Here is a 26404-nt window from a genome sequence, read left to right on the forward strand (position 1 = left end):
AGACGGCTCCGGCCGCCCTCGCCCACCCCGCAGGTTCGTCCTCTCAGGAACTCAGGGAGCCTCCGGGACTCTTCGGAGCCTTCGGAACTCTTCGGACTCTTCGGAACTCTCAGGAAAGCGGACTCGCATTGCGAAACGGTTTCCCTCGCCCGCCCCGCCCCGTATCCGCGTCGGCCCCGGCCTCCGGGTCCGGCGCCGGATCCCGCACCACCCTCCTCGTCCTGGACGCCGAGCCGCTCCCCCGCCTCGGCAGACTCACCGGCCGGGTGCGGATCGAGCACGCCGACGAGTCGACGCTGGCCGAGCGACTGCCGCGCGCGGACGTACTGCTGGTCTGGGACTTCACCTCGCACGCGGTGCGCCGCGCCTGGCCCGGCGAGGGTTCCCGGCCGCGCTGGGTGCACACGGCGAGCGCGGGCGTCGACCACCTCATGTGCCCCGAACTCGCCGCGTCCGGCACGGTGGTGACCAACGCGCGCGGGATCTTCGACCGGCCGATCGCCGAGTACGTCGCCGCGCTGGTCCTCGCGATGGCCAAGGACCTGCCGAGGACGTGGGACCTTCAGCGGCAGCGGGAGTGGCGGCACCGGGAGTCGCAGCGGGTGGCGGGCACCCGCGCGTGTGTGGTCGGTTCCGGGCCGATCGGGCGCACGATCGTCAAGACGCTCAAGGCGCTCGAGGTGACGACGGCCCTGGTGGGGCGTACCGCGCGCACCGGGATCCACGGGCCCGAGGAGCTCGACCGGCTGATGGCGCGCGCCGACTGGGTGGTGTCGGCGGCGCCGCTCACCGAGGCCACGTACGGCATGTTCGACGCGCGGCGCTTCGGGATGATGCAGCCCTCGGCGCGCTTCATCAACGTCGGCCGGGGGCAGTTGGTCGTCGAGGACGCGCTCGCCGAGGCACTGTCGAAGCGGTGGATCGCGGGCGCGGCCCTCGATGTCTTCCAGGACGAGCCGCTCGGCCCGGACAGCCCGCTGTGGGGTGTCCCCGGGCTGATCGTGTCGCCGCACATGAGCGGGGACACGGTCGGCTGGCGGGACGAACTCGGGGCGCAGTTCGTGGAGATGTACGAGCGCTGGGAGGCGGGCAGACCGCTGCCGAACGTGGTCGACAAGAAGCGCGGATACGTACCGGGGCACTGAGACTTCCTCTGGAGGGGCCGATGTCTGAACTCGTCGAGCTGACCGCGGTACAACTCCTCGACGGCTACCGCAAGGGCGAGTTCAGCCCCGTGGACGCCACGCGGGCGGCGTTGCGCAGGGCCGTGGAGATCCAGCCGGCCGTGAACGCGTTCGTACGTATCGACGCGGACGCGGCCCTCGCGCGGGCGGCCCGGTCCGCGGACCGCTGGCGGCGGGGTGAGCCCGCCGGGCTGCTGGACGGGGTTCCGGTCTCCGTCAAGGACATCCTGCTGCTGCGCGGCGGACCGACCCTGCGCGGTTCCAAGACCGTCGATCCGCAGGGGAGTTGGGACGAGGACGCGCCGTCCGTCGCCCGGCTGCGCGAGCACGGGGCGGTGTTCCTCGGGAGGACGACGACACCCGAGTTCGGCTGGAAGGGCGTCACGGATTCGCCGCTGTCGGGGATCACCCGCAATCCGTACGACGTCACGCGCACGGCGGGCGGCTCCAGCGGCGGCAGCGCGGCGGCCGTCGCGCTCGGGGCGGGGCCGCTGGCGCTGGGCACGGACGGGGGCGGCAGTGTGCGCATCCCGGCCGCGTTCTGCGGGATCTTCGGTCTGAAGCCTACGTACGGGAGGGTGCCGCTGTACCCCGCGAGCGCGTTCGGGACGCTCTCGCACGTGGGTCCGATGACACGGGACGCGGCCGACGCGGCGCTGATGATGGACGTGATCAGCGGGCCGGACGCCCGTGACTGGTCGGCGCTCGGGCCGGTGGACGGTTCCTTCGTCGAGGCCCTCGGGGGTGGGGTGCGCGGGCTGCGGGTCGCGTACTCGCCGTCCCTCGGCGGGCAGGTCGCGGTCCAGCCGGCCGTCGCGGCGGCGGTGCGGCGGGCGGTGGAACGGCTCGCGGGGCTCGGCGCGTACGTCACCGAGGCCGACCCCGATCTCACCGACCCGGTGGAGGCCTTCCACGTCCTGTGGTTCGGCGGTGCGGCCCGGGTGGCCCAGCGGCTCGGGCCGCGGCAGCGGGAGTCGCTGGACCCGGGGCTGCGGGAGATCTGCGCGCGGGGCGCCCGGTTCAGCGCGCTGGACTACCTGGCCGCGGTGGACGTCCGGATGGAGCTCGGGCGGCGGATGGGGCGCTTCCACGAGTCGTACGACGTGCTGGTGACGCCGACCCTGCCGCTGACGGCGTTCGCGGCGGGGGTGGAGGTGCCGCCGGGCTCCGGCCACCGCCGCTGGACGGGGTGGACCCCGTTCACGTACCCCTTCAACATGACCCAGCAGCCCGCCGCGAGCGTCCCGGTCGGCACGGACGGCGACGGCCTCCCGGTCGGCCTGCAGATCGTCGCCGCCCGCCATCGCGACGACCTCGTCCTGCGCACGGCACACGCCCTCTACGAGACGGGCGCCGCGGGGGTGGCTCCACCGCCGGGGTTCTAGGGACGGCCCGACGCCCCACGCCCCACATGCCGCATGTGTCCCACGCGCCCTGCGCCCTACGCCCTACGGAAGCTGAGCGTCTCGCCCTGGGCGCCCGAGCGCCAGAGGTCGTTGCAGGCCTCGGCCATCGCCTCCAGGCCCTCGGTCACCTGGCCCCAGACGATGCCCGGGACCCAGCCGACGTCCCCGTTGAGCAGCAGGTTGTTGCGTTCGTAGAAGAGGGCGAGGTCGACGACCGTGGTGCCGGGGCGTACGTCGGTGTCGTAGCCGTAGGCCTTCGTACCCAGTTCCGTGCCCGCGAAGGCGAAATAACAGAGGTCTCCGGGAATGGGGGTAACTGTCGGATTTTCCAGTGGTGGCTCCGATTTCGCGAAAGGCGGGAAAAGGGCGTAGATCTCATTGCGCGCGTACTTCGCGTGGTAGACGTCGCCGCCCAGGGGAAGCGCGTCCCACACCGCCGCGCAGGTGACCGGCGCCCGGTCGTCGAGCAGTTTCGCGGTGCAGTGGATTCCGCGCTTGACCAGCGAGACCTCGATGAATCGATCAGCCATGCATTCCATGGTCTCCCCGGAGTCAAGGGCGCCTCGACGCCACTCGACGTCGTACGGGGCCGAAATCGATCCGAATACTTCGCATGCTCTCGGGTAGCCGCGCGGCCATGGCTCCACCACTCAGGAATGACGGGAATGACGGGACCGACGCGGAGAAACGAAGTCCGAGTCGGCGGTCGCTGCTCGCGGGTGTCTCCGCGCTCGGTGCCGTCGGCGCGTTGGGCGCCGCCGGCTGCACCCGGGTCGCCACCGCGTCCGACAACGGCGGTGATCTCCTCGACCGGCTCAAGGCGCAGGGCGTCGTACGGCTGGGCATAGCCGGTGAGATCCCGTTCGGCTACATCGACAAGAACGGTGAACTGACCGGCGAGGCACCCGAACTCGCCAAGGTGATCTTCAAGCGGCTGGGCGTCGACCGGGTGCAACCCGTGCCGACCGAGTTCGGCTCGCTCATTCCCGGGCTCAACTCGCAGCAGTTCGACGTCGTGTCCGCGGGGATGTACATCAACCCGGAACGCTGTCAGCAGGTCGTCTTCGCCGATCCGGACTACCAGATGCTGGACGCCTTCATCGTGCGCAAGGGAAATCCGAAGGGCCTGCACGACTACAAGGACGTCGTGGCGAAGAAGGCCAGGTTCGCGACCGGCACCGGGTACGCCGAGATCCAGTACGCCGTCGAGGCCGGGTACAAGGAGAGCGACATCCTGATCGTGCCGGATCAGGTCGCCGGGCTGAACGCGGTCGAGGCGGGCCGTGTCGACGTCTTCGCCGGGACCGCGCTGACCACGCGCGAGGTGGCGAAGAAGTCCAGCAAGGCCGAGAGCACGAAGCCCTTCACACCTCTGGTGAAGGGCAAGCCGCACGTCGACGGCGGCGGCTTCGCGTTCCGTTCCGCCGAGACGCGGCTGCGCGACGCCTTCAACGTGGAACTGAAGAAGCTGAAGGCCAGCGGGGAGTTGTTCCGCATTCTGCGGCCCTTCGGGTTCACCCGGGCCGAGATGACCGACATGACCGCGAAGGAGCTCTGCCGCGGATGACCTCGGGACTCTGGGAACTCGTACTCAAAGGTGTCTGGGTCACCGTCCAGTTGCTGTTCCTCAGCTCGCTGGTGGCCGGGGCCGTCTCGTTCGCCGTCGGTGTCGCGCGCACCTCGCGGCGGTGGATCGTCCGCTTCCTCGCGGGCCTCTACACCGAGGTGTTCCGCGGCACCTCCGCCCTGATCATGATCTTCTGGGTGTACTTCGTGCTGCCGCTCGCCTTCGGCTGGCAGCTCGTCCCGATGTGGGCGGGCACGCTGGCGCTGGGGCTGACCTACGGGGCGTACGGCAGTGAGATCGTGCGCGGCGCCCTGAACGCCGTCGACCCCGCCCAGCGCGAGGGCGGCATCGCGCTCAGCTTCACGCCCTGGCAGCGGATGCGGCTGATCCTGCTGCCGCAGGCGGTGCCCGAGATGATCCCCTCCTTCTGCAACCTGCTGGTCGAACTGCTCAAGGGCACGGCCCTGGTGTCGATCATGGGCATGGGCGATCTGACGTTCAGCGGCAACCTCGTGCGGCTCGCGCTCCAGGAGAGCGCGGAGATCTACGCGTACGTCCTGCTGATCTACTTCGCGATCGCGTTCGTGATCACCCGGCTGATGCGGGCACTGGAGCGGCGGCTGAAGGCCGGGATCGGCAAGGCGCCGCAGCCGGCCAGGGCCACACCGCGGCGCGCGGAAGCCACCGGCGTCGGTGCGACGGGAGGTGCCGCATGAACTGGGACTGGGGCGCGGTGCGCGACTTCATGCCGCACTTCTGGGACGGACTGCTGGTCACCCTGCAGGCGCTGGCCCTCGGCTCGGTGATCTCCTTCGCCCTGGGCCTGGTGTGGGCGCTGCTGATGCGCACGCCGACCCGCTGGGTGCGCTGGCCGGTCGGGGTCGTCACGGAGTTCATCCGCAACACCCCGCTGCTGGTGCAGCTGTTCTTCCTCTTCTACGTGCTGCCCGAGTGGAACATCACGTTCTCCGCGCTGACCACCGGTGTCGTCGCGATCGGGCTGCACTACTCGACGTACACGATGCAGGTCTACCGGGCCGGCATCGAGGGCGTGCCGGCCGGCCAGTGGGAAGCGGCCACGGCGCTCAACCTGCCGCTGCGGCGCACCTGGACCGCGGTGATCCTGCCGCAGGCGATCCGCCGGGTCGTGCCCGCGCTCGGCAACTACGTCATCTCGATGCTCAAGGACACCCCGATGCTGATGGCGATCACCGTGCTGGAGATGCTCGGTGAGGCGCGGCTGTACTCGCAGGAGCACTTCCAGTTCACCGAGCCGCTCACGGTCATCGGCGTGGCCTTCATCCTCATTTCCTATCCGGCTTCCCTCCTTCTGCGAGCCCTGGAGCGACGTCTTGTCCGCTGACATCCCCCTCGACACGTCCACGACCCCTGCCGATACGAACCCTGCGGAAAAGACCGACCACACGGCCAATCCGCCGGTGGACGGCGGCGAGCTGATCCGTTTCGACAAGGTCACCAAGCGCTTCGGGGACAACACCGTCCTCGACGGCCTCGACTTCCGCGTCGACTCCGGCAAGCACGTCACGCTGATCGGCCCGTCCGGCTCCGGCAAGACGACGATCCTGCGGCTGCTGATGACCCTGGCCAAGCCCGACGAGGGCACGATCACGGTCGCCGGCGAGCGGCTCCACCCGGCCCCCGAGAAGCAGATCCGGGAGGTCCGCAAGAAGATCGGGATGGTCTTCCAGCAGTTCAACCTCTTCCCGAACATGAAGGTGCTCCGCAACATCACCGAGGCACCGGTCACCGTCCTCGGGCTGTCCGGGGACGAGGCCGAGGCACGGGCCCGGGAGCTGCTGGAGATGGTGGGCCTCGCGGACAAGTGCGACGCCTACCCGAGTCAGTTGTCCGGCGGACAGCAGCAGCGGGTGGCGATCGCACGAGCGCTCGCGATGCGGCCCCAGGTGCTGCTTCTGGACGAGGTGACGTCGGCGCTCGACCCCGAGCTGGTCACGGGCGTCCTCGACGTCCTCCGTGACATCGCCCACACCACCGACATCACCATGCTCTGCGTGACCCATGAGATGAATTTCGCCCGCGACATCTCGGACCAGGTGCTGATGTTCGATTCCGGCCATGTCATCGAGTCCGGTTCGCCCGACCGGATCTTCACCGATCCGGAGCACGAAAGGACCCGGGAATTCCTCAGCGCGATCCTGTGACTACAAAAAGTGAACGCGACAAGGTGCGAGGTCCGGACCACGCGGCATGCCCACTGAGCCATGACCTCGGCATATGCCAGGGTGTCGCACTCCTGTTGAGCGAACCGGAGCGCGCCGACTTTCTCGCCAACAGCCCCTCCCCACCGAGCGTTTGACAGTTATCGTGGAGGAGCTCAGCTGTCCGGATCGATGGCCCAAAAAGCGCAGGGGGAAACCGTGGCGCTGATGAACGAGCCGACCGCGCCGTACCACTCGGCCCAGGACGCCCTGCGCGTCCTGGAGACGGTGGCCCGGCACTCCGGCGGTGTCACCGATGTCGAGCTGGCCCGCCAGACGGGCCTCGGCACGGAGCGCCTGACCGCGCTGCTGCGGATGCTGCGCCGGGAGGGGTACGTCGAGCAGGTCGTCGACGGCGCGTACGTCGCCGGCGCGGCCCTCGGCCGGCTGGGCTCCGCCCACGGCCGCGACCAGGCACTGCGCGAGAAACTCCAGCAGACCATCGACCGGCTGCGCGACTCGGTCGGCGCCGCGATCTACATCAGCCGCTACATCGACGGCGAGGTGCACGTCACCCAGTGCGCCGAGGGTCCCGCGACCCCCGCGGTCAACGAATGGGTGGACTTCCGCTCCTCGGCCCACGCCAGCGCGGTCGGCAAGAGCCTTCTCGGTCAGCTCGACCTGAACGCCCGGCGCGACCACCTCTCCCGCCACAAGATGGCCCGCCTCACCTCGCGGACCATCACCAACGAGCGGCTGCTGCTGTCCCGGCTCGACGCCCAGCCGGCCACGGTGCCGGTGCTCGACCTCCAGGAGTACGCGATCGGCACGGTCTGCGCGGCCGTCCCCATCACCGCGGGCTCCTCGGTCGGCTGCCTCGCCCTCTCCCTCCCGGTCGAACACGCCCACCGCCTGCGCCGCGCCGCGGACACACTCAACCGCGGCGCCACCCCCGTCCTGCTCTCCCTGGCCATCTAGGGCCTGTCCGCCGGACAGGCCCTAGGACCCACTCTTTTGGATCAGGCCCTGGGTGGTCGGAAGCACCCGTCCGGACCAGGTAGTATTTCTTTTGTCGCCGACCGCGGAAGCGGGAGGCGAGAGTCATGCGCCGCTAGCTCAGTTGGTTAGAGCAGCTGACTCTTAATCAGCGGGTCCGGGGTTCGAGTCCCTGGCGGCGCACATGAGAAGGCCCTTCACCATGGTGAGGGGCCTTCATCCGTCTGCCATGGCCAGCGACAGGGCATGGACCGTCGGATGCGTGTAGAGCAGCCGCATGGACAGCGCGGGCAGCCCGCGCTCGCGCAGGGCGGTGCCGACACGGATCGCGTAGAGCGAGTTCCCACCGAGCTCGAAGAAGTTGTCGTCCGGGCCGACGCGGACACCGAGGATCTCCTCCCACACCCCTGTGAGGGCCGTCACCAGGTCTCCGGTGGGCGCGGGCACCGATACGGGCTTCCCCGGCGCCGGCAGACGGTCGCGGTCCAGCTTGCCGTTCGGGGTCAGCGGCAGCGCGGGGACGGCGGTGACGGTCGTCGGCAGCATGTGGTCGGGCAGCAGCCGCGCCGCCCGGCGGCGTACGTCGCCGGTGTCCCCGTCGGCCACGACATACGCGTCGATCCGCACCCCCGCCGCGTCCTCGAAGGCGTCCCCGCTCAGCACCACCGCCGCCGCCGTGACCACCGGGTCCTCCAGCAGCACCGCCCGGATCTCGTCCGGTTCGATCCGGTATCCGCGCACCTTCACCTGACTGTCGATCCGCCCCAGGTGCTCCAGTGAACCGTCGGCGCGCAGCCGCCCCAGGTCACCGCTGCGGTACCACCGGCCGGGGCCGTACGGATCGTTCACGAACCGCTCGGCCGTCAGCTCGGGCCGCCCCAGGTATCCGAGGGCGAGTCCGGCCCCGCCCACCCAGATCTCCCCCGCCGAGCCCGTCGGCAGCGGGCGCCCCCGCTCGTCGCGCACCGACACCGACCAGCCGGGCAGCGGGCGGCCCACCGAGCGGGAGGCGGCCAGGGCCTCGCGCCGGGTGACGGTCGCGGCGGTGACGTGGACGGTGGTCTCCGTGATCCCGTACATGTTGACCAGGCGGCAGCGGTCCTCCGGGTGGCGGTCGAACCAGCCGAGCAGCGGCCGGGTGTCCAGCGCCTCCCCGCCCAGCACCACCAGCCGCACCGACAGTCCTTCCTTCGCGCTCCGGTCCACCGCCCGCAACTGCCCGAAGGCCGACGGGGTCTGGCTGAGGACGGTCACCGACTCCCGTACCAGCAGCGCGTGGAAGTCCTCCGGCGAGCGCGCCGCCCAGTGGTCCACGACCACCAGCCGGGCGCCGGTCAGCAGGGCGCCCCAGATCTCCCACACCGAGAAGTCGAAGGCGGCGGAGTGGAAGAACGTCCAGGTGTCGGCGGCGGTGAGGGCGAAGTCCTCGCGGGTGGCGTCGAGGAGGGCGAGGACATTGGCGTGGGGGACGACGACCCCCTTGGGACGGCCGGTCGAACCGGAGGTGTGGATGACGTAGGCGGGATCCCCCGGGGTGAGGTTCCGCGGGGTGAGGTTCCGCGGCCGGTCGGTCCGCGCGGCACCCAGATAGGGCGCGGTGTCCCGGACGACCAGCCGTACGCCCGCGTCGCGCGCCGTGCGGTCGAGGCGCTCCTCGGGGTGCGCCGGATCCATCGGTACGTACGCCGCGCCCGTCTTGAGCACCGCGAGCATCGTCGCCACCAGGTCGGCGCCCCGCTCCAGCCGGATGCCGACCCGGTCACCGGGGCGGACCCCGGCGGCGCGCAGTCCCGCGGCCAGCCGCTCGGCGCGCTCGCGCAGTGCCCCGTACGTCGTCGTGATGCCGTCGTGGGTGAGGGCGGGGGCGTCGGGGTGACGGTCGGCGCGGGCGTCGAAGGCGGTGTCGATACGGGAGGGAACAGCGGACCCGCATATGCCGGCGGGCGGCGGGAGCGGGCGCTCCGCCTCTTCGCGGGGGATCAGTTCGATCTCCGCGAGGGGGCGGTGGCCCAGCTGACCGTGCACGTGGGTGAGGTGGCGGACGAAGGCCCGGGCGGAGGCTTCGTCGATGTGCCGGAGCTGGTGGTGCAGCTCGACGGTGGTCCCGCGCGGGACGAGGGTGAGGGGGAAGGGGGCCGACTGGAACGGGAGTCGGTGACTGAAGGCGGGGTCCACCGGGCCCGCCTCGTCGAGGACCGTGGCGTACGCGGGGAGTCCGTCCCCCGGGTCGCGGTGCTCGTAGCGTGCGAGGACCAGGGCCGCGGCGGGGGCCCCGGCCGGTACCGGGACGGTGACCACGCCCGTCCGGTCACCGGCCCCCTTCTCGCCCGTCGCCCAGTCGATACGGGGCCTGTGCGGGCCTTTCGGGGGCTCGTCGCAGCCGAGGGGAGCCGTCACTTCGGTGGCCGGGCGGTGGCCGAGCAGGACGTGGGCGATGTCCTGGAGCACGCTCGGGGTCAGCAGCGCGTGGTGTGCCACCAGCACCAGATGGGCGCCCTCGTCCTCGTACCGCAACAAGACCGCGCGGAACGCGGGGCCCCACTCGGTGACGGGCCGGTGCAGTTCGGCCCGCAGACGGTGTTCGGCGAACCGCGCGGGCACCTGGTCGCGCCACAACACCGGCCAGCGGTCCGGGAGTTCGGGCCACCAGCCGCGTACGGCCGCGTCCAGGGCGGGCCCGGGATCGGCGGACGCAGGAACGCGGAGGGCGAGGGCGTGACACGTCACGTTCAAGTCTCCAACCGTGGGCAAGGGTGCCGGACAGGGCCTAGCGGGCCGAGAAGCCTCCGTCGACCGTGAGGACGGTGCCGGTCACCTGGCGGGACTCGTCGGAGGCGAGCCAGAGGGCGGCGGTGGCGACGTCGTCCGGTTCGACGAGGGCGTTCATGGGCTGGGCCTGGACGAAGGTCTGCTCGTGCTCGGCGACCGGCACGTCCAGGGCGCGGGCGATCTCGGCGAGCATCCGGCCCTCCACACGGGGGTCGTCGCGGACCGAGCCGGGGCAGATGGCGTTGACGCGGACCCGGCGGGGCGCGTAGTCGAGGGCGACCGCCTTGGTCAGGCCGATCAGGCCGTGCTTGGCGGCGACGTACCCGGCGAAGTGGCGGTAGCCGACCAGACCGGCCGTGGAGGCGATGTTGATGATCGAGCCGGCGCCCCGCGCGGTCATCAGGGCGCCCGCCGCGCGGATCGTGCGCCAGGCCCCGGAGAGGTCCACGTCCAGCATCAGCTGCCACTCGTGCTCCTCGATCTCGTGGGCGGCCCGGCCGGAGGGCGCGGCGATCCCGGCGTTGTTGACGAGGACGTCGAGCCGTCCGAAGCGGGCCGTCGTCTCCTTCACCGCCGTCTCCACCGCGGCCAGGTCCCGTACGTCGACCCGGGCCGTACGGACAGCGGCGCCCGTCTCCCGGCAGAGCTCCGCCGTGTGCGCCAACTGGCTCTCGGAGCCCAGCGGATACGGCACACCCGGAAGGTCCGCCGCGATGTCCACGAGCATCAGATCGGCGCCCTCGCGGGCGAACGCGACGGCGGTCGCCCGGCCGATGCCACGGGCCGCCCCGGTGACGAGGGCGACCTTGCCTGAGAGCCTCGGACCCCCCTGGCTCACCGCGTGCGTCCGGCGCGGAGTTCGGCTCCGATCAGGCGCAGGAGGGCGCCCGGGTTCTCCGTCAGGTACATGTGGCCGCCGTCCAGCTCCGCCGTGGTGAGCTTCCCGGTGGTGGCGCGGGACCACTCGGCGGCCTCGGCCGCGCTCACCAGCTCGTCGTCGCGGCCGCGCAGGGCGAGGACCGGGGCGGCGAGCGGGCGGTCGGTGGCGGGCCGGTACGTCTCGTGCATCCGTACGTCGGCCCGCAGCAGCGGGAGCAGCAGCTCGCGCATCTCCGGGTGCTCAAGGGCCGGGTGCGCGTACCCCGCGAAGGTGCGCACCCGGGCCAGGAACTCCGCGTCGGGCAGACCGCTCGCACGGTCCGCGCGGCCGGTCCACGGGCCCGGCGCGCCGCTGACGACGAGGGCGTCGAGGCGGACGCCGGGCTCGGCCTCCAGCCGGTGCGCCAGCTCGAAGCCGAGCACCGCGCCGAGGCTGTGCCCGAACACCGCCACCCGCGCGCCCTCCGGGAGTTGCCGGGTCACCTGGGCGTGCGCCTCGGCGGCCGCCCGCGCCGCGTCCGTGTGGGGCTCCTCCACGAACCGCTCCTCGCGGCCGGGGAGTTGCACCGGCAGGACGCGCAGGCCCGCCGGTGCCCGGTCCTGCCACGGCTTGAAGAAGGACGCGCCCGCCCCGGCGAAGGGCAGACAGACGAGGTGGGTCTCTTCCACTGCTGACATCGCTCCCGAGTCTCGGTTCCGGATACAAAGGGGCCGGGGCTCAGCCCGTGGTGACGAACTCGGTGAGGACCCGGGCCAGCAGGCCGGGGTCCTGCGCCCCGCACAGCTCCCGCGCGGAGTGCATCGACAGCCCCGGTACGCCCACGTCGACGGTGGCGACTCCCAGCCGGGCCGCGGTGATCGGGCCGATCGAGGTGCCGCACGGCATGGCGTTGTGGGAGACGAACGGCTGCCAGGGCACCTCGGCGCGCTCGCAGGCCGCGGCGAAGGCGGCGACCCCGGTGCCGTCGGTGGCGTACCGCTGGTTGACGTTGACCTTGACGACGGGGCCGCCGTTGGGGAGGGGGTGGTGGTCCGGGTCGTGGCGTTCGGCGTAGTTGGGGTGCACGGCGTGCGACATGTCGGCGGAGACGCAGAAGGCGCCCGCGAGGGCCCGGTTGAAGTCCTCGGCGCTGCCGCCGCGCGCGGCGACGGACCGGCCGAGCACCCGCTCCAGCAGGGGGCCCTGGGCGCCCGACTGGGAGCCGCTGCCGACCTCTTCGTGGTCGAAGGCGGCGAGCACCGGGATGTGGGCGGGCGGCCGGGCGGCGGTGGCGGCGGAGACCAGCGCGGTGACGCCCGCGTGCACGGAGATCTGGTTGTCCAGACGCGGTGAGACGAGGAACTCCTCGTCGGCGCCGAGGTAGCCGGGCGGCTGGATGTCGTGCAGCATCAGGTCCCAGCCGAGGACCTCGGCGACGTCGGTGTCCGCCTCGGCGGCGACCCGGGCGAGCAGGGCGCCGGGCCGGGTGGGACCGAGGCCCCACAGCGGGGTCATGTGCAGCTGCGCGTCGAGCACGACACCTTCGTTGACGCCGCGGTCGAGGTGGATGGCGAGCTGGGGTACGCGCAGCAGCGGCTGGTCGACGCAGACGAGGCGGCTGGATCCGTCGCGCAGCGTCAGCCGGCCCGAGATGCCGAGGTCGCGGTCGAGCCAGGTGTTGTGGGGGACGCCGCCGTAGATCTCCACGGCGATCTGCCGCCAGCCCGCGGAGCCGGTGTCGGGCTCGGGCTTGATCCGCAGGTTCGGGGAGTCGGTGTGGGCTCCGACGATCCGGAACGGGGTGCGGGCCGGGGCGCCCGCGGGGACGTACCAGGCGAGCAGCGCTCCGGCGCGGACGACATACCGGCCGCCCTCGGCACCGGCCGTCCAGTCGTCCGTCTCGCGCAGCTCCTGGAAGCCCGCCTTCTCCAGGCGCTGGGCCGCGTTCGCGACCACGTGGTAGGGCGAGGGGCTGGAGCGGATGAAGGAGAGCAGATCGTCGCTGTGACTGCGGTCATGTGTGGGGGACATGGGCGCTCACGCCTTTCGGAGGGGCTGGAGAGGGTTGAGGAGTGAAGCGACGGGCGCATCCGGCCGAGTGCACAGTTCGGCGAGGACGGCCTGCCAGTCGTCGAGCAGCTCCTGAGCCGTGGCGGGGTCCCACAGATCGGCGGAGTACTCCAGGAAGGTGCGGTAGCCCTTGGCCGGGTCGCGGCGCGGGGCGAGACCGAAGGAGAGGTCACCGCGGGACACGGGCGGGGCGAGGTCGTCGACCTCGACGTCGAGTCCGGGGATCTCGATGTCCGTGTCCAGGGAGTTCTGGAAGGCGATGGTCAGCGGAAAGCGCTCGGGCACCGCGCGGGCACCGCTCTCGCGCAGGGCGCGCACGATCCGCGCGGTCGGCAGGACATGGGCCGTCGCCTCCAGGGCGCCGGCGCCGGTGCGCTCCACGAGGGCGCCGCGCGTCTCGTCCGGGTCGGGCGTCACCCGCACGACCACGCCGGTCGACGTCAGCGCGACCATCGACTCGAACGCGCTGCGCTCGCGGTGGGCGTACGGCGTGCCCATCACGATGTCCCGCACCCCGGACCGGCGGGCGACCAGCACGCCGAGCGCGGTGGCCGCGACCCCGAAGGGCGTGGTGTGCCGGGCCGCAGCCAACTCCTCGACACCCCTGCGCAGTTCACCGGAGGCGGTGCCGCGCAGGGTGTCGCCGTCTCCGCTCGGTACGGCGGGCCGGGCCCGGTCGCCGGGAATCTCGACCGCGGCCGGGATCCCCTCCAGGTACCGGGTCCAGTACGCCGACCTGCGGGCCTCCTCGGCGGGGTCGGCGTGCTCGCGCTGCCAGCGGGCGTAGTCCGTGCACTGCGCCGCCGGTTCGGGCAGACCGTGCGGGCGGCCCGCGGCGGCGGCCGTGTAGAGCGCGGCGAGCTCGCTCAGGAGGAGGGAGAGGGACCAGCCGTCGACACAGATGTGGTGCACGACGAACATCAGCGTCCACCGGTCGGGGGCGAGGCGCAGCAGCCGCAGGACGGGCAGGACCGGCAGGGCACTGTCGGTCACCGTGATGGGCGTCGCGGCGGCTTCCCGGCACAACTCCTCGGCGCGCGCCTGCCGTTCGGACTCGGCCGCGATGCCGGTGAGGTCCTCGACGGGAAGCGGCGGGGGCGGCACGTCGAGAACCTCCTGCCGCCAGCCGGTCCCGTCGTCCGTTCCGTACGACGGCACCGGCCGCCCGTCTGCGGGTACGAAGCGGCACCGCAGTCCGTGGTGCCGGTCGAGCAGCCCGGCCACCGCGGTGCGCAGGGCGGCCACGTCCAGGGGGCCGGTGAAACGGATCCGGGTCGGGATGTTCCACACCTCGGGGCGGGGCATGCTCAGGACGCCCGCGATCATGCGGGCCTGCTGGTCGCTGACGGGCGCCGTGTCCACCACGGTCACGCCCCGGGGTGGCGCGAGCCGGGCGGTCATCGCCCCCAGCGTGGCGTCGGCGAAGAAGTCCGCCAAGGGGTATTCCACGCCGAAGCTGTCCCGGACCCGGTTCACCAGTCTGATCGCGCCGATCGAATTCCCCCCGAGTTCGAAGAAGTTGGCGTCCGGGGTGAGATCACCGACCGGGCCGAGCGTGTGCCGCCAGAGGGTACGGAGGCGGTGGGCGCCGTCGGGGGTGCCCGGGGTGACGGAACCCGGTGTCAGGTCGCCGACCGTCGCCGCGGCGCCCGCCGTCATGTCGACCAGCACGTTCTCCAGACGGTCCAGGTACCCCCGTGCCGTCGCCTCGTCGAACAGGTCGGCGTCGTGGCGGAGGCGCAGGTCGAGGTCTCCGTCGGGGAGCCGGGTCGCCATGAGGGCGAGTTCGAGGGGTGCGGACTCGGTGCCGCCGTCGAGGGGCGTGGCGCGCAGGCCGGGCAGGGCGAGGGCGGTCAGGGGCGCGGTGTCGAGGTCGGCGGAGACGGTGACGAGGGGGCGCGGGTTGCCCGGGTCGGGGTGGCGGGCCGCCGACAGGGCGTCCAGGTCGACGTGTTGGCGGGCGTCGGCGGCGAAGAGCGTGTCCCGGGTGGCGCGTACGGCGTCGGTGAGTGTCGTGCGGTCGGTCAGGGTCCCGCGCAGCGGCAGCAGGGACACGTGGAAGCCGACCGTGTCCCGCGTCTCGGGGGTGCGGCGGCCGAAGGTGGACCCGATGACGAAGTCGTCCTGTCCGGCGTACTGGCGCAGCACGATCCGCCAGGCGGTGAGCAGCGTCGCGAACAGGGTGACCCCTTGCCGCCCGCTCCACTCCCGCAGCCGCCCCGCCCGCTCCGGGCCGAGCCGCAGCCCCACGGCCCCGCCGCGTCCGGCGACGGTGCGGGTGCGCGGCCGGTCCGTGGGCAGCGCGGGCGCACCCGGCCCGTCCCCGAGGTGGGCGCGCCACCAGTCCAGGTCGTCCGCTCCCCCGGTCACCGCGATCGTGTCGAGCGTGCTCCCGGCGGCCCGCTCGAAGCGGGGCGCGCGACCCTCCGCCTCCGCCCGGTAGAACTCCCCGAGGTCGGCGGCGACCAGCCCCGCGGAGTGGCCGTCGGTGACGAGGTGGTGCATGCCGAGGATCAGCGCGTGGTCGTCGTCGGCGAGCCGCAGCAGCCGGGGCGTGAACAGCGGCCCCGCCGCGAGGTCGTACGCGCGGGTGCTCTCCTCCCGCAGGGCGGCCCGGATCACCTCGTCGGCGTCCCGGCCCCGGACGTCGTCGACGACCAGGGCCGGACATGCCCGGTCCCGGTCCTCCCGTACGACCTGGAAGACCCCGTCTCCCCCGGCGACGAACGCGGTCCGCAGCCCGTCGTGGCGGCGGACCAGGCCGTCCACGGCGGTCCGCAGCGCTTCGACGTCCAGCGGACCCCGCAGCCGTACGCCCTGGATCTCGTTGTACGCGGCCGGGTTGGCGATCAGCGTGGCGGCGAGCCACAGGCGGCGCTGGGCCGGGGTCGCGGGAGCCCGCCGTTCTTCGGGCCTCTTCGGCTTCTTCGGCTGCGTCGGGGGCTCGTGGTAGCGGCGGCGCAGGACGTCCAGTTGCTCCAGGCCCGCCTTCATCTCCTCCGGCGGCAGCCCGAAGTCGACCAGGGCGGCGATCTCGTCGACGCCCGCGGCCCGCAGCGCGTCGACGGTGGCCGCGCAGGTGTCCGGCGAGCCGATGAGGGCCCGTTGGTCGCAGTAGCGGTCGTAGGCGCGGTCGAAGAGGTAGGCGAGGTCGGCCTCGCTCGCGTCGGCCACGTCCTCGGGGCGGCCCCCGAGGGCGCTCGCGGCGGAACGCATCTGGAGGGAGGAGCGCAGATAGCGGCTCATCGGCTCGCGCGCGGCTGTCCGGGCGGCGGCGTGGTCCTCGGCGAGGTGGGTGTGGAGCAGGACGGTGACGCGGCCCGCGTCGGGGTCGAGGCCGCTCTCGGCGCGCAGCCGGCGGTAGTGGCGGATGTTCGCCGCGAGCTGCTCGACCGTCTGGTTCATGAGGTTGGTGACGATCCCGAGGTCGCGGCGGGCCGCCTCCTCGTACGAGGCACGCCGCCCGGACGTCGCCAGACACATCGGCGGCAGCTCCTGCACGGGCCGCGGATGCAGGCGTACGTCGATGGGGTGCCCTTCGCCGGTGCGGCGCGCGACGCTCTCGCCCCGCCACAGCCGCCGTACGTCCTCCAGGTGCCGGAAGGCGATCTCGGTGCGGTCGGTGAAGCGGTCGGGGTGCAGGGCGAAGTCGCTCGCGTGCCAGCCGCTCGCGCAGCCGATGCCGACCCGGCCGCCGGAGAGGTTGTCGGCCACCGCCCACTCCTCGGCGATCCGCACGGGGTCGTGCAGCGGGAGGACCACCGAGCCCGCGTGCAGGCGGATGCGGCGGGTCTCCCGGGCGAGCGCGGCGGCCAGGACGGACGGGTTGGGGAAGAGGCCGCCGAAGGAGTGGAAGTGGCGTTCGGGGAGCCAGAGCGTGCTGAAGTCGTGGGTGTCGGCGAAGCGTGCGGTCTCGATCAGCCGTTCGTAGGCCTGCGCGCTGTCCTCGCCGTCGGGATGGTCTCCGAAGAAATAGACGCCGAAGTCGGGAGCGGGCCGCTCGGCGGCGTCGCCGTGACCGTGCCGCCGGCGGTGGCGGGGCGTCGTCGGGAAGTAGCCGCCCGCGCGCAGCTCCCGCAGTGAGTCCTTCACCGCGTCCGTGATCCGTTCGACGTCGGTGTCGGTGTGCGCGGTGGAGAGGTAGAAGGAGCGCCACTCCCAGACGTAGATCCCGCGCAGGAGGAGGTGGTGGTAGAGCAGCTCCATGTCGGCGCGGTGGGTGAAGCGGAACATGGACCCGAAGTGGGCCGTTTCCAGGGGGAATTCCTCGGCGCGGAAGAAGTCGTCGAGGTCGGCGGCGAGCACGTCGGTGCGGGCGTTCAGCGTCTGCTGGAGCTCCGGGCCCCGCTCCTTGAGGTGGGTGAGGACCGCGCGGGCGGCGGCCATCGACAGGGGGTGCTGGATGTACGTGCCGCCGAAGAACGTCGTGTCGCGCGTCGGGCGGCTGTCGTCCCCGTACCGCCAGAAGCCGCCGTCGATGCCGTCCATGAGGTCGGCGCGGCCCGCGATCGCGCCGATGGGATGACCGCTGCCGAGGGCCTTGCCGTAGGTGGCGAGGTCGGGGACGACGCCGTAGTGGTGCTGGGCGCCGCGGGGGTGGGGGCGCAGGCCGGTGAGCATCTCGTCGAAGAGGAGGACGATGGCGCGCCGGGCGGTCAGCTCCCGCAGCGCGCGCAGGAAGGCGACAGGGCGCAGGGCGGGGTTGCGGCACTGGACCGGTTCGACAAGGACCGCGGCGATCGTGTCGCCGAGTTCGTCGATGACGTCCAGGCTCTCCTGGCTGCCGTATTCGAGGACGAGGAGTTCGGACACCGCGCTCGCGGGGACGCCGCGCGAGACGGGGACGGCGTGGCGGCCGTCGGGGCCGGGACGGCCGAGGACCGAGTCGATGTGGCCGTGGTAGGAGCCGCGGAACATGACCACGCGGTCGCGTCCGGTGGCCGCGCGGGCGAGCCGCAGGGCGGCGGAGTTGGCCTCGGTGCCGGAGTTCGCGAACGCCACCCGCTCCATGCCGGTGAGTTCCGCGAGCAGTTCGGCGGCCACGCCCGTGTCCTCGGAGCGCGGTCCGAGGCGCAGTCCGTCGGCGAGGTGCCGACGGACGGCCTCCGTCACCGGGGCGGGCTCGTGGCCGAGCAGCAGCGCGCCGAAGCCCATGGTGATGTCGGTGTAGTCGTTGCCGTCGACGTCCGTCAGCCGGGCGCCGTGCGCCGAGCGGGCCGCGATCGGGTACTGCATCTCCTTCGTCGCCCGCCGGAAGCCGACCACGGCCCGGCTGTCCGCCAGCACCGTTCGGTGCCGCTGCGCCAGCTCCTTCGACGTGCGGGTCCGCTCGGTGAAGCGGCGGACCAGGTCGTCGGCGTGGGCCCGCTGGGCGTCACTCGCACCGGTGCCTGACATGCCGGAGTCAGGGGGGAGGGTGACGTGGGGGCCGTGCTGGAGGGGCGGCTCGGCGGGTTGCCCGGCGGGAGCCTCGGCGGGTTGCCCGGCGGACGGCTCGGTGCGGTGCCGGGCCGCCGTCAGGAGTTCGTCGAGCCGTCCGGAGACGGCGACGGTCCGGGCGACGGCCTCGGCGCTCGCCTGCGACGCGGGGCTGGTCCGCACCGTGGTCATCCTCCGACCTCCTCGCGGCCCTCGGCGAGCAGGGCCACGGCCTCGGAGAGCTGACCGAGCATCCTGGTCTGGGTCTCGGCGAGTTGGCGTATCTGGCGGGCCAGTTCCTCGACCTCGGCACGGGTGGCGTAGACGGGTTCCTCGGCACGGGTGGCGTAGACGGGTTCCTCGTCGGGGGTGACGTGCACGGGCTCGTCGTCCGGGGTGATGTGCACGGGCTCGTCGTCCGGGGTGACGCCCGCGGAGGCCGGGACCGCCCTCCGCCCCGTCCGCTCCGCTATCAACCGGGCCGCGAGCCGTGGGGTCCCCGCCTCCTCCAGGATCTCCCGCATACCGATCTCCACCCCGAACTCGGCCTCCAACTGTCGGACCATTCCTATGAGTTGGAGCGAGTCCGCGCCGAGCCCGACGAACGTACGCTCCGCGGTGATCTCCTCCGGCGCGTATCCGAGATGACGGGCGCTGAGCGCCAGCACCCGTTCCAGTACGGCCTGTTCGGTCATGCCGTCCTCCGTTGTGCGGTCGTCGGCCAAGGGGGTGGGCGGCGGTCCTGTCCAGTACGAGCGGTGCTGGAAGGGATACGGCGGCAGCGGGATCCGGCGGGCGTCGCTGCCGTCGAGCAGGGCCGCCCAGTCGAGCCGGTGGCCCGCGCAGTGCAGCCGGGCCACGGCCGCCCAGAGGGTGCCGAGGCCACGGTCGCCGCGGCGCTGGGTGGGGACGGCGGCGGTGTCCGGCCGGGCACGCCGGACGAGCCCGGCGAGGGGCGCGTCGGGGCCGATCTCCAGATGGACCGGCCGCCCAGGTGTCCGCTCCAGCGTGCGCAGTACGGCGGCGAAGTCCACCGGCCGTCGGGTCCCCCGTACGAGGTGCTCGGCGTCCGGCAGCCAGCCCACCGGGTGCCGGACCCCGTCCGGACCGCTCACGAACTCGGTCCTGGTGGGCCGCAGCCGTACCTTTCCGCAGGCGTCCCGGAAGTCCGCCAGGACGGGGTCGAGCAGGGCGGTGTGGAACGCGCGGTCCACCGGCAGGGACTCCGCGGGCGTGCCGCGTTCCGCGAGCCGGGCGCGGGCGGCGGCCACCGCCTCGGGCGGTCCGCCCACGACGTACTGCCCGGGCCCGTTGACGACGGCGAGTTCGAGGCCGTCGACCTCGGCGACCAGCCCCCGTACGACGTCCTCGGCCGCGAACACCGCGAGCATGCCCCCGGCCGGGGTGCCGTCGCGCATCAGCCGCCCCCGCCTGCAGACCAGCCGCAGTCCGTCCTCCAGCGTGAGCGCCCCGGCCACGCACAGGGCCGCGTACTCCCCGGCGCTGTGCCCGGCCACCGCGACCGGTTCGACGCCGAACCGCCGCCACAGCCGCGCCTGCGCGACCTGCAGGGCGAAGAGCGCGGGCTGCGCGAAGGCGGTGTCCCAGACCCGCGCTCCCTCCGGGTCCCAGGACCGCGCTCCCTCCGGGCCCCGGGCCCGCGCTCCCTCCGCGGGACCACCGTCGGCGCCGCCCAGCAACCGGTCGAGGAACCCCTCCTCCCCCGTCTCGTCCCGGTGGATCCCCGCGCACTCCTCCAACGTGCGGGCCACCACCGGGAACCGCCCGGCGAGCGCCGCGCCCATCCCGTCGTACCCGCTGCCCTGGCCGGTGAAGAGGAACACCGGTCCCGTGCCCGCCGCCGCCCCGGCGACAGCGTGCGCGTACGCCCCCGCCGCGCCCCGTACGAAGGCGTCCAGCGCCGCCGCCGTGCCGCCTGCCTCCGCGGTGACCACCAGTCGGTGTTCCAGGTGCCGTCGTCCGAGCGCGGTGGTGAGGAGCAGGTCGGCGGGGTCGGTCCCGGGGTGTTCGGTGAGGTGGTCGCGGAAGGCCCGTGCGGAGGCGAGGAGCGCCTCGGGGGTGTGGCCGGACAGCGGCAGCAGCGCGGGGGCCCGCCCGCGGTCCGGCGAGCGGGGGGCCGGGGTCGGCGCCTCCTCCAGGATCACGTGGGCGTTCGTCCCGCCCATCCCTATGGAGTGCACCCCGGCCCGGCGCGGGCGGCCCTCCTCGGCGGGCCAGGGCAGCGCGCGGGTGGGCAGGACGAAGGGGCTCCCGGTCACGTCCAGGGCCGGGTTGGGGCGGGTGTGGTTCACCAGCGGCGGTATCTCCCCGTGGCGCAGCACCAGCACCGCCTTGATCAGCCCGGCCAGCCCGGCCGCGCTGTCCAGGTGGCCGATCGCCGACTTCGTGGAGCCCAGCGCGCAGAAGCCGGTGCGGTCGGTGTGCAGCCGGAACGCCTCGGTGAGGGCGGCGAACTCGATCGGGTCGCCCTTGAGCGTGCCGGTGCCGTGCGCCTCCAGGTAGCCGATGGAGTCGGCGGGCACCCCGGCCGCGCGCAGCGCGCCGAGCACGGCGTCGCGCTGGCCGGTGGAGCCCGGCGCGGCGAACCCGGCGCGGTCGGCGCCGTCGTTGGTGACGGCGGACCCGGCGATCACCGCGTACACGGTGTCGCCGTCGGCGAGCGCCCTCTCCAGCGGTTTGAGGACGACGGCGGCGACGCCGTTGCCGCCGACGGTGCCGTCCGCGTCGGCGTCGAAGGCGCGCACGGTCCCGGAGCGCGAGATCGTCGAGCCGCGTACGTGCCGGTGCCCGGTGACCTGGGGCACGTGCAGGGCGGCCGAGGCGACGACCATGAGGTCCGCGTCGCCGAAGTGCAGAGCCTGGCGGGCGAGATGGACGGACACCAGGGACGACGAGCAGGCCGTGGCCACGTTCAGGGCCGGGCCCGTCAGTGCGAGCCGGTGGGCCGCCCGAGGGGCCGCGAAATCGGGGTAGGTGCCGACCTGCGCCTGCTTCTGCCGCTGCCAGTCCCCCGAACCCGCCTCCTCCCGCAGGTTGTTGGCGAGGTAGCTGTGCAGGGAGTGGAGCCGGTAGCCGGTGCTCCCGCACACCCCGATCCGCACCCCGGCGCGCGGCTGTGCGTACCCCGCGTCCTCCAGGGCGTGGTGGGCGCACTCCAGGAAGAGGCGTTGCTGCGGATCGGTGACCGCGGCCTCGCGGGCGCTCATCCCGAAGAAGGCCGCGTCGAAGCCGTCGATGCCGGGCAGCGGGGCGCTCGCGGCCACGAAGTCGGGCGCGCCGTACTCCTCGGGGGCGAACCCGGCCGCCGCCAGCTCGGCGTCGGTGAACCGCCGTACGTGCGTCACGCCCGTCCGGATGTCCCGCCAGTACCCGTCGGGGGTGTCAGCTCCCGGAAACCTCAGCGCCATCCCGACGACTGCCGTACGCACCGCTCGTCCCCTCCTTGCCGGCGCCGTGGACCGCGTACAAACGGAGCAGGTAGATCCCCGCGACGACGATGGCGAGGCCGTGCGACCAGGCCACGACGGTGAACGCGGAGAACGATTCGAGGGCCGCCGACACCCCGATCATGCCGATTCCGAAACCGAGGTTCTCGACCGTCGCCGTGAGCCCGAAGGCGTGGCCGCGCAGGGTCTCCGGCAGGGTCTGCAGATGCGAGGTGTACGACACCTCGGTGAGCCCGTCCGCGGCGCCCGCGACGAGGGCGATCAGCACGGTCGCCACCATCGGGAACCCGGCGAAGCCGAGGATGAACGCGGAGGACATGACGACGGTGCCGAGGCCGAAGCCGAGCGCGCCGACGGCCCGTTGGGAGCGTTTGGCCCAGCGTTGGATGACCTGTTGCGCCAGGACGTTGCCCAGCGCCCAGAACAGCCAGAAGCGGCTGACGAACGCGGCCGGATCGTCCGGGTGGAGCGTGCTGGAGTAGACGGGCAGGGCCGCGTTGTGCGAGGAGGAGCCGAGGGCGTCGACGGTGCGCAGACACATCATGAGGCCGAGGGCGGGCACGGTCGCCAGCGCCGTCATCGCGGCCCACACGCCGCGCCTCTCGAGGGGCTCGTCGGGCGCCCGCGGCGGTTCGGGGGCGCGTGCGATGCCCGGCAGCCACGCGACCGCCGCCGCGCACACCAGGAAGCTCGCCGCGTCCACCAGGAACGCGGCGGTGAAGCCGAGCCAGGGCACCACCACACCGGACGAGGCGAACCCGGCGACCATCGCCAGCGAACGGCCGCCCACCATCAGCGAGTTGGCCCAGGCGCGCCGGTCCGCGCCGACCAGGTCGGGGATGGAGCTGCGCAGCGCGACCATGAACACCGTGCTGCACGCCCCGACGGCCGCGGACACCGTGAACAGCACGCCGGTCCGCAGTCCCCCGTCCGGCGTCACTACCAGCAGGAACATGACAACGGCTTGGGCGATGTTGGCCCACAGCATGACCGGCTTGACCCCGAACCGGGCCTGCACGCGCCCCGCGACCGTCCCCGCCAGGAACCCCGCGCCCAGCCGCACCGCCATGAACAGTCCGATGGCGAGCGCGCTGTGGGTGGTGGCGTAGACGAACAGGTTGAGCGCCACCATGTTCAGGAAGGTGCCGTACGAGGAGACGGAGTAGCCGGCGACCAGGACGCGGTAGCGCCCCTCGGCCGTCACCGGTGCCGCGCCACGAGCCGTCCCCGGACCGCCGTCCGCCGCCGTCCGCCGCGTGGCGGTGCGGCATCGGGGATGTTCACGACCCGGATCAGGTGACGCATGTTCCCTCTTTCCTCGGCGCGGACGGCACAGGTGTCCGGGGGCATCCTCCCCCTGTGGGGCGGAGGGGATTCCTCTGCCCCAAGACTCCTTGCCCCGGGACTCCCTGAGACGGGAGGTCCGCCGGGCCGCCGAAAGTTCCGGCCGACGAACGCCCGCGCGGGAAGCGCGCCCGCAACCTACCCGGTCGGCAGCAACTTCTCGCGTCCGCGCGCCCGGTACTCGACCAGCAGCCCTTCGACGTCCGACGCGCGCAGTCTGCGGTACGCGGACTCCCCCGATGGCCGCCACCACACTGGGTCGGCGCAGCGGAAGCCCTCGCGGCGCAGCCCCACCCGGTGGATCTTGTTGGTGGCGGTGACCGGCATCCGCGTCACGATCCGAACGAAACGGGGCGCCATCTTGGTCCCGAGGTCGGGCTGGGCGCGCAGGAACTCCACGAAGGCCGACGGGTCGAAGCCGGCCCCCTCGCGCGGCGCGATCGCCGCCATCACCTGGTCCCCGGCCACCGGGTCGGGGACCGCGTACACCGCCACGGCGGCGGCGTCCTCGTGACGGGCGAGGATGTTCTCGATCATCGCGGCGGCGAGGTTCTCGCTGTCGACGCGCAGCCGGTCGTCCGCCCGCCCGGCGAAGTAGAGGAAGCCGTCGGTGTCGCGGTAGAAGAGGTCGCCGGTCCAGTACCAGCCGTCGCGCCGGCGGTCGGCGTCCGCGGCGGGGTTGCGCCAGTACCCCTCGAAGGGGTTGGGTCCGCGGTTCACCAACTCCCCTATCGCCTCGTCCCCGTTGAGAAGCCTCCCGTCCTCGGCGAAGACGGCGGGCGGGCACTCGGCCCGGGTCCCCGGGTCGACCACCGCGAGGTCGTCGCGGGGTGCCGCCCGTCCGATCGCGCCCGCCGGGGCGCCGGGCGTCCGCTGGATGGCGGCGCCGCCCTCGGACGAGCCGTACCCCTCCACCAGCCGCACCCCGAAGCGTTCCTCGAAGGCCGCCGCGTCCACGGCCCCGGCCTCCGTCCCGAAGCCCATCCGCAGCGGGTTGTCGCGGTCGTCGCCGCGGGCGGGCGTGGCCAGCAGGTACTGCACCGCGCGGCCCACATAGGTGAAGTACGTCGCCCCGCAGGCCCGTACGTCCGCGAGGAACCCCGACGCCGAGAACCGCCGCCGCAGCGCGATCCCCGCGCCCGCCGCCAGGGCGGGCGCCCAGTCGGCGATCACCGCGTTGCCGTGGAACATCGGCATGCAGATGTAGTGCGTGTCGTCCGGGCGCACCCCGAACTGGTCGACGAGCGAGCGCCCGGCCGCGGCCAGCCGGCCCTGGGTGCAGATCGCGGCCTTGGGGGCGCCGGTCGAGCCGGAGGTGAAGTAGAGGAGGAGGCGGGCGTCCGCCGACACGGAGGGCGCCGCGTCCGGCGTCGCGCCCCCGTACGGCGCGAGGAGTTCCTCGTACGCCTCGGTGTCGGTGACCAGAACGCGTACGCCGGGCAGTTCGAGGCCGTCGAGGAGGGGCAGGTGGGTCCGCTCGGTGACCAGGACACGGCATTCGGTGTGCAGGATGTCGCGGGCCAGTTCGGGGCCGCGCCGGGTCGGGTTGATCCCGGCCACGGCAGCACCGGAGAGGGCCGCCGCGCTCAACCACAGCGGATACTCGGGGGTGTTGTCGAGCAGCGCCCCGACGTGCGGCGCGGCGTCGGGCGGCAGCAGGTCGGCGAGGAGCGCCGCCCGCGCCGCCGCGCCCGCCGCCACCCGGTGGTGGCTCAGCACCCGGCCCTCGAACCACAGTCCCGGCCGGTGGTCGCCCCACCGTTCCTGTACGAGTTCCGCGACGGTACGCCTCATGGACCCCATGGGGGCGCACGATAATTGACGGGCCGTCAGAAGGGGAGCCCCGTGCCCTCGAAGTCGTCTCCGCCGGACGGGTCGTCCATCGAGAAGAACCCGTGGACACCCACCATGAAGCCGATGCAGAAGAGGACGATCACGGTGCAGAAGACCAGGGTGAAGACCGTGCCCGCCGCCAGCAGCCCCCGGCGCGGCGCGTGGGCCGTCGCCTTCTCGGGACGCTCGGCGGTGTAGTGGACGGGGACGATGTCGCCCTCGACGATCGTCGCCGGGCCGTTCGGCTCCTCGAAGCGGACCGTGCGGCCGTCGCGCGTCATGAACTCGTACACGTGGTGCAGGGTCGTGGACACGGACGTGTCACCGCCGCCGCCACTGGTCGTCGTGTACGACCGCAGACAGCGGGCCTCGGCGATCAGCCCGCTGTTCCACGCCCGGCTCATGTCCAGCGACCGGCGGACCACCACGACCGCCATGAAGATCGCCCCGGTCATGATCACCGCCGGCACGGCATAGAAGAAGACGTCCATGACATTCCCCCGTTGTCCGGTACAGCTCCACGCACGCCGTCATGGTCATGTCGACGTGCGTGGAACCTACCCGTGGGGGGTGCGCGAGCTCCTCAAGAGAGGCTCAGAACATGTGCGGTCCACACGCGCTCAGAACGTTCCGCACGTTCAGAACGTGACGTCCGCGCACGAGTAGAACGCGTTCGCGGTGTCGGCGATCGTCCACACGCCGAGGATGACGTGGTGACCGCTCAGCCCGGAGGGCAGCGTGCCGGTGTGACTGAACGTGGACGGCGGGCGCTGCCCGTTGTACGGGACGGTCAGGAACGGGGTGGTGTTCAGGTCCGCCCTGGTCAGTGCGTGGTTCTGGTTCCAGCCGGACTTGGTGACGAAGTACTTGAAGTCGGTCGTGGCGTGCACGGCCGTGAACTGCCAGCGGAAGGTGTAGCTCTGCCCGCCGGTGACCTTGGTCGTCGGCCAGGCCGCGCCCGAGGGGGTCTTGGGCTGGTCGAGCTGGCTGAAGTTGGTGTGGTTCGCGGAGCAGATCTGTCCGTCCGCGGGACCCGCCGCCGGGAAGCCCTTCGGGCCCTCGACGCTCTGCGGCTCCCACTGGATGTCACCGCAGCCCGCGACACTGCCGCCGTTGGCGGCGCACAACTTCTGCCGACTGAGGGGCTGGTCGGTGTAGCCGTGGGCGTCGGCTCCGCCGGTGGAGAGCACGAACGTGCCCGCCGTGGCGAGGCCCACGACAGCGGCGTACAGCTTGACTTTCCTGCTGGTACGGACCCTTGCCGCGGGGATCCTGGTCGTCCGTATGCGCATGCTGCCGCTCCTGGAGGAC

General features: G+C 72.8%; 18 protein-coding genes and 1 tRNA gene. 8 read left to right on the top strand and 11 right to left on the bottom strand.

Features of this window, described 5'->3' with window-relative positions; genetic code table 11:
- Nucleotides 1-221: 221 nt before the first annotated feature.
- Nucleotides 222-1145, top strand: a complete 924-nt coding sequence (locus tag FNV62_RS20765) for a D-2-hydroxyacid dehydrogenase (RefSeq protein ID WP_054235581.1) — start codon at nucleotides 222-224, stop codon at nucleotides 1143-1145.
- 20 nt (nucleotides 1146-1165) lie between these two features.
- Entirely contained in the window at nucleotides 1166-2569 is a 1404-nt protein-coding gene (locus tag FNV62_RS20770; RefSeq protein WP_143601738.1) for an amidase, read from the top strand.
- A gap of 56 nt (nucleotides 2570-2625) precedes the next feature.
- On the opposite strand, the gene FNV62_RS20775 is transcribed toward FNV62_RS20770, so the two are convergent.
- Entirely contained in the window at nucleotides 2626-3120 is a 495-nt protein-coding gene (locus FNV62_RS20775) for a DUF3830 family protein (RefSeq protein ID WP_054235541.1), read from the bottom strand.
- A 107-nt stretch (nucleotides 3121-3227) separates the two neighbouring features.
- On the opposite strand from FNV62_RS20775, the gene ehuB reads away from it, so the two are divergent.
- The 6 genes from ehuB (at nucleotide 3228) to FNV62_RS20805 (ending at nucleotide 7516) form a co-directional block, all read left to right on the top strand.
- On the top strand, nucleotides 3228-4157 hold the full coding sequence (gene ehuB / locus FNV62_RS20780; RefSeq protein ID WP_054235542.1) for an ectoine/hydroxyectoine ABC transporter substrate-binding protein EhuB: 930 nt from the start codon (nucleotides 3228-3230) through the stop codon (nucleotides 4155-4157).
- The gene (ehuC, locus tag FNV62_RS20785; RefSeq protein ID WP_143601739.1) at nucleotides 4154-4873 is read left to right on the top strand and encodes an ectoine/hydroxyectoine ABC transporter permease subunit EhuC; all 720 of its coding nucleotides are present in this window, start codon (nucleotides 4154-4156) and stop codon (nucleotides 4871-4873) included. Before ehuB ends, ehuC begins: the two co-directional genes overlap by 4 nt.
- Nucleotides 4870-5520: an ectoine/hydroxyectoine ABC transporter permease subunit EhuD gene (gene ehuD / locus FNV62_RS20790; RefSeq protein ID WP_060898408.1), complete on the top strand. Its 651-nt coding sequence runs from the start codon at nucleotides 4870-4872 to the stop codon at nucleotides 5518-5520. The genes ehuC and ehuD overlap by 4 nt, the downstream gene beginning before the upstream one ends.
- A gap of 1 nt (nucleotide 5521) precedes the next feature.
- Nucleotides 5522-6340: an ectoine/hydroxyectoine ABC transporter ATP-binding protein EhuA gene (ehuA, locus tag FNV62_RS20795; RefSeq protein WP_097288986.1), complete on the top strand. Its 819-nt coding sequence runs from the start codon at nucleotides 5522-5524 to the stop codon at nucleotides 6338-6340.
- 216 nt (nucleotides 6341-6556) lie between these two features.
- On the top strand, nucleotides 6557-7315 hold the full coding sequence (locus tag FNV62_RS20800) for an IclR family transcriptional regulator (protein ID WP_054235545.1): 759 nt from the start codon (nucleotides 6557-6559) through the stop codon (nucleotides 7313-7315).
- Nucleotides 7316-7442: 127 nt separating this feature from the next.
- Nucleotides 7443-7516 (top strand) — tRNA-Lys (locus tag FNV62_RS20805).
- A 33-nt stretch (nucleotides 7517-7549) separates the two neighbouring features.
- Here FNV62_RS20805 and FNV62_RS20810 read toward each other — a convergent pair.
- The 10 genes from FNV62_RS20810 to FNV62_RS20855 form a co-directional block, all read right to left on the bottom strand.
- Nucleotides 7550-10060, bottom strand: coding sequence for an amino acid adenylation domain-containing protein (locus tag FNV62_RS20810; protein WP_225900853.1), 2511 nt, complete (start codon nucleotides 10058-10060; stop codon nucleotides 7550-7552).
- Between the two features lie 40 nt (nucleotides 10061-10100).
- Nucleotides 10101-10940, bottom strand: a complete 840-nt coding sequence (locus tag FNV62_RS20815) for a mycofactocin-coupled SDR family oxidoreductase (protein ID WP_143601741.1) — start codon at nucleotides 10938-10940, stop codon at nucleotides 10101-10103.
- Nucleotides 10937-11659 (bottom strand): thioesterase II family protein, encoded by a 723-nt coding sequence (locus tag FNV62_RS20820; RefSeq protein WP_143601742.1) that lies wholly within the window; start codon nucleotides 11657-11659, stop codon nucleotides 10937-10939. The genes FNV62_RS20815 and FNV62_RS20820 overlap by 4 nt, the downstream gene beginning before the upstream one ends.
- A 40-nt stretch (nucleotides 11660-11699) precedes the next feature.
- A complete protein-coding gene (locus FNV62_RS20825) occupies nucleotides 11700-12992 on the bottom strand; it encodes a M18 family aminopeptidase (RefSeq protein ID WP_097284860.1) in 1293 nt (430 codons plus the stop codon).
- Between the two features lie 6 nt (nucleotides 12993-12998).
- Nucleotides 12999-18641, bottom strand: a complete 5643-nt coding sequence (locus FNV62_RS20830) for a MupA/Atu3671 family FMN-dependent luciferase-like monooxygenase (RefSeq protein ID WP_144315510.1) — start codon at nucleotides 18639-18641, stop codon at nucleotides 12999-13001.
- The gene (locus tag FNV62_RS20835) at nucleotides 18638-21898 is read right to left on the bottom strand and encodes a type I polyketide synthase (RefSeq protein ID WP_318658467.1); all 3261 of its coding nucleotides are present in this window, start codon (nucleotides 21896-21898) and stop codon (nucleotides 18638-18640) included. The genes FNV62_RS20830 and FNV62_RS20835 overlap by 4 nt, the downstream gene beginning before the upstream one ends.
- A complete protein-coding gene (locus FNV62_RS20840) occupies nucleotides 21852-23120 on the bottom strand; it encodes an MFS transporter (RefSeq protein ID WP_144315511.1) in 1269 nt (422 codons plus the stop codon). Before FNV62_RS20840 ends, FNV62_RS20835 begins: the two co-directional genes overlap by 47 nt.
- Before the next feature lie 278 nt (nucleotides 23121-23398).
- Nucleotides 23399-25063, bottom strand: coding sequence for an AMP-binding protein (locus tag FNV62_RS20845; protein WP_144315512.1), 1665 nt, complete (start codon nucleotides 25061-25063; stop codon nucleotides 23399-23401).
- A gap of 26 nt (nucleotides 25064-25089) precedes the next feature.
- Nucleotides 25090-25584 carry a DUF3592 domain-containing protein gene (locus FNV62_RS20850; RefSeq protein WP_225900314.1) on the bottom strand — a complete coding sequence of 165 codons (495 nt, stop codon included), beginning with the start codon at nucleotides 25582-25584 and terminating at the stop codon, nucleotides 25090-25092.
- Nucleotides 25585-25731: 147 nt separating this feature from the next.
- On the bottom strand, nucleotides 25732-26385 hold the full coding sequence (locus tag FNV62_RS20855; protein ID WP_054235554.1) for a lytic polysaccharide monooxygenase: 654 nt from the start codon (nucleotides 26383-26385) through the stop codon (nucleotides 25732-25734).
- Nucleotides 26386-26404: the final 19 nt, after the last annotated feature.

Origin of the sequence: Streptomyces sp. RLB3-17 (assembly GCF_007113425.2) — a bacterium.
Taxonomy (GTDB): domain Bacteria; phylum Actinomycetota; class Actinomycetes; order Streptomycetales; family Streptomycetaceae; genus Streptomyces; species Streptomyces mirabilis_D.

What these genes read in the sequence shown, in the direction of transcription:
- ehuB (WP_054235542.1), top strand. Translation starts at nt 3,228, where the DNA reads ATGGCTCCACCACTCAGGAATGACGGGAATGACGGGACCGACGCGGAG.
- FNV62_RS20825 (WP_097284860.1), bottom strand. Translation starts at nt 12,992, where the DNA reads ATGTCCCCCACACATGACCGCAGTCACAGCGACGATCTGCTCTCCTTC.
- FNV62_RS20775 (WP_054235541.1), bottom strand. Translation starts at nt 3,120, where the DNA reads ATGGCTGATCGATTCATCGAGGTCTCGCTGGTCAAGCGCGGAATCCAC.
- FNV62_RS20845 (WP_144315512.1), bottom strand. Translation starts at nt 25,063, where the DNA reads ATGGGGTCCATGAGGCGTACCGTCGCGGAACTCGTACAGGAACGGTGG.
- ehuC (WP_143601739.1), top strand. Translation starts at nt 4,154, where the DNA reads ATGACCTCGGGACTCTGGGAACTCGTACTCAAAGGTGTCTGGGTCACC.
- FNV62_RS20770 (WP_143601738.1), top strand. Translation starts at nt 1,166, where the DNA reads ATGTCTGAACTCGTCGAGCTGACCGCGGTACAACTCCTCGACGGCTAC.
- FNV62_RS20855 (WP_054235554.1), bottom strand. Translation starts at nt 26,385, where the DNA reads ATGCGCATACGGACGACCAGGATCCCCGCGGCAAGGGTCCGTACCAGC.
- FNV62_RS20850 (WP_225900314.1), bottom strand. Translation starts at nt 25,584, where the DNA reads ATGGACGTCTTCTTCTATGCCGTGCCGGCGGTGATCATGACCGGGGCG.
- FNV62_RS20820 (WP_143601742.1), bottom strand. Translation starts at nt 11,659, where the DNA reads ATGTCAGCAGTGGAAGAGACCCACCTCGTCTGTCTGCCCTTCGCCGGG.
- ehuD (WP_060898408.1), top strand. Translation starts at nt 4,870, where the DNA reads ATGAACTGGGACTGGGGCGCGGTGCGCGACTTCATGCCGCACTTCTGG.
- FNV62_RS20830 (WP_144315510.1), bottom strand. Translation starts at nt 18,641, where the DNA reads ATGACCACGGTGCGGACCAGCCCCGCGTCGCAGGCGAGCGCCGAGGCC.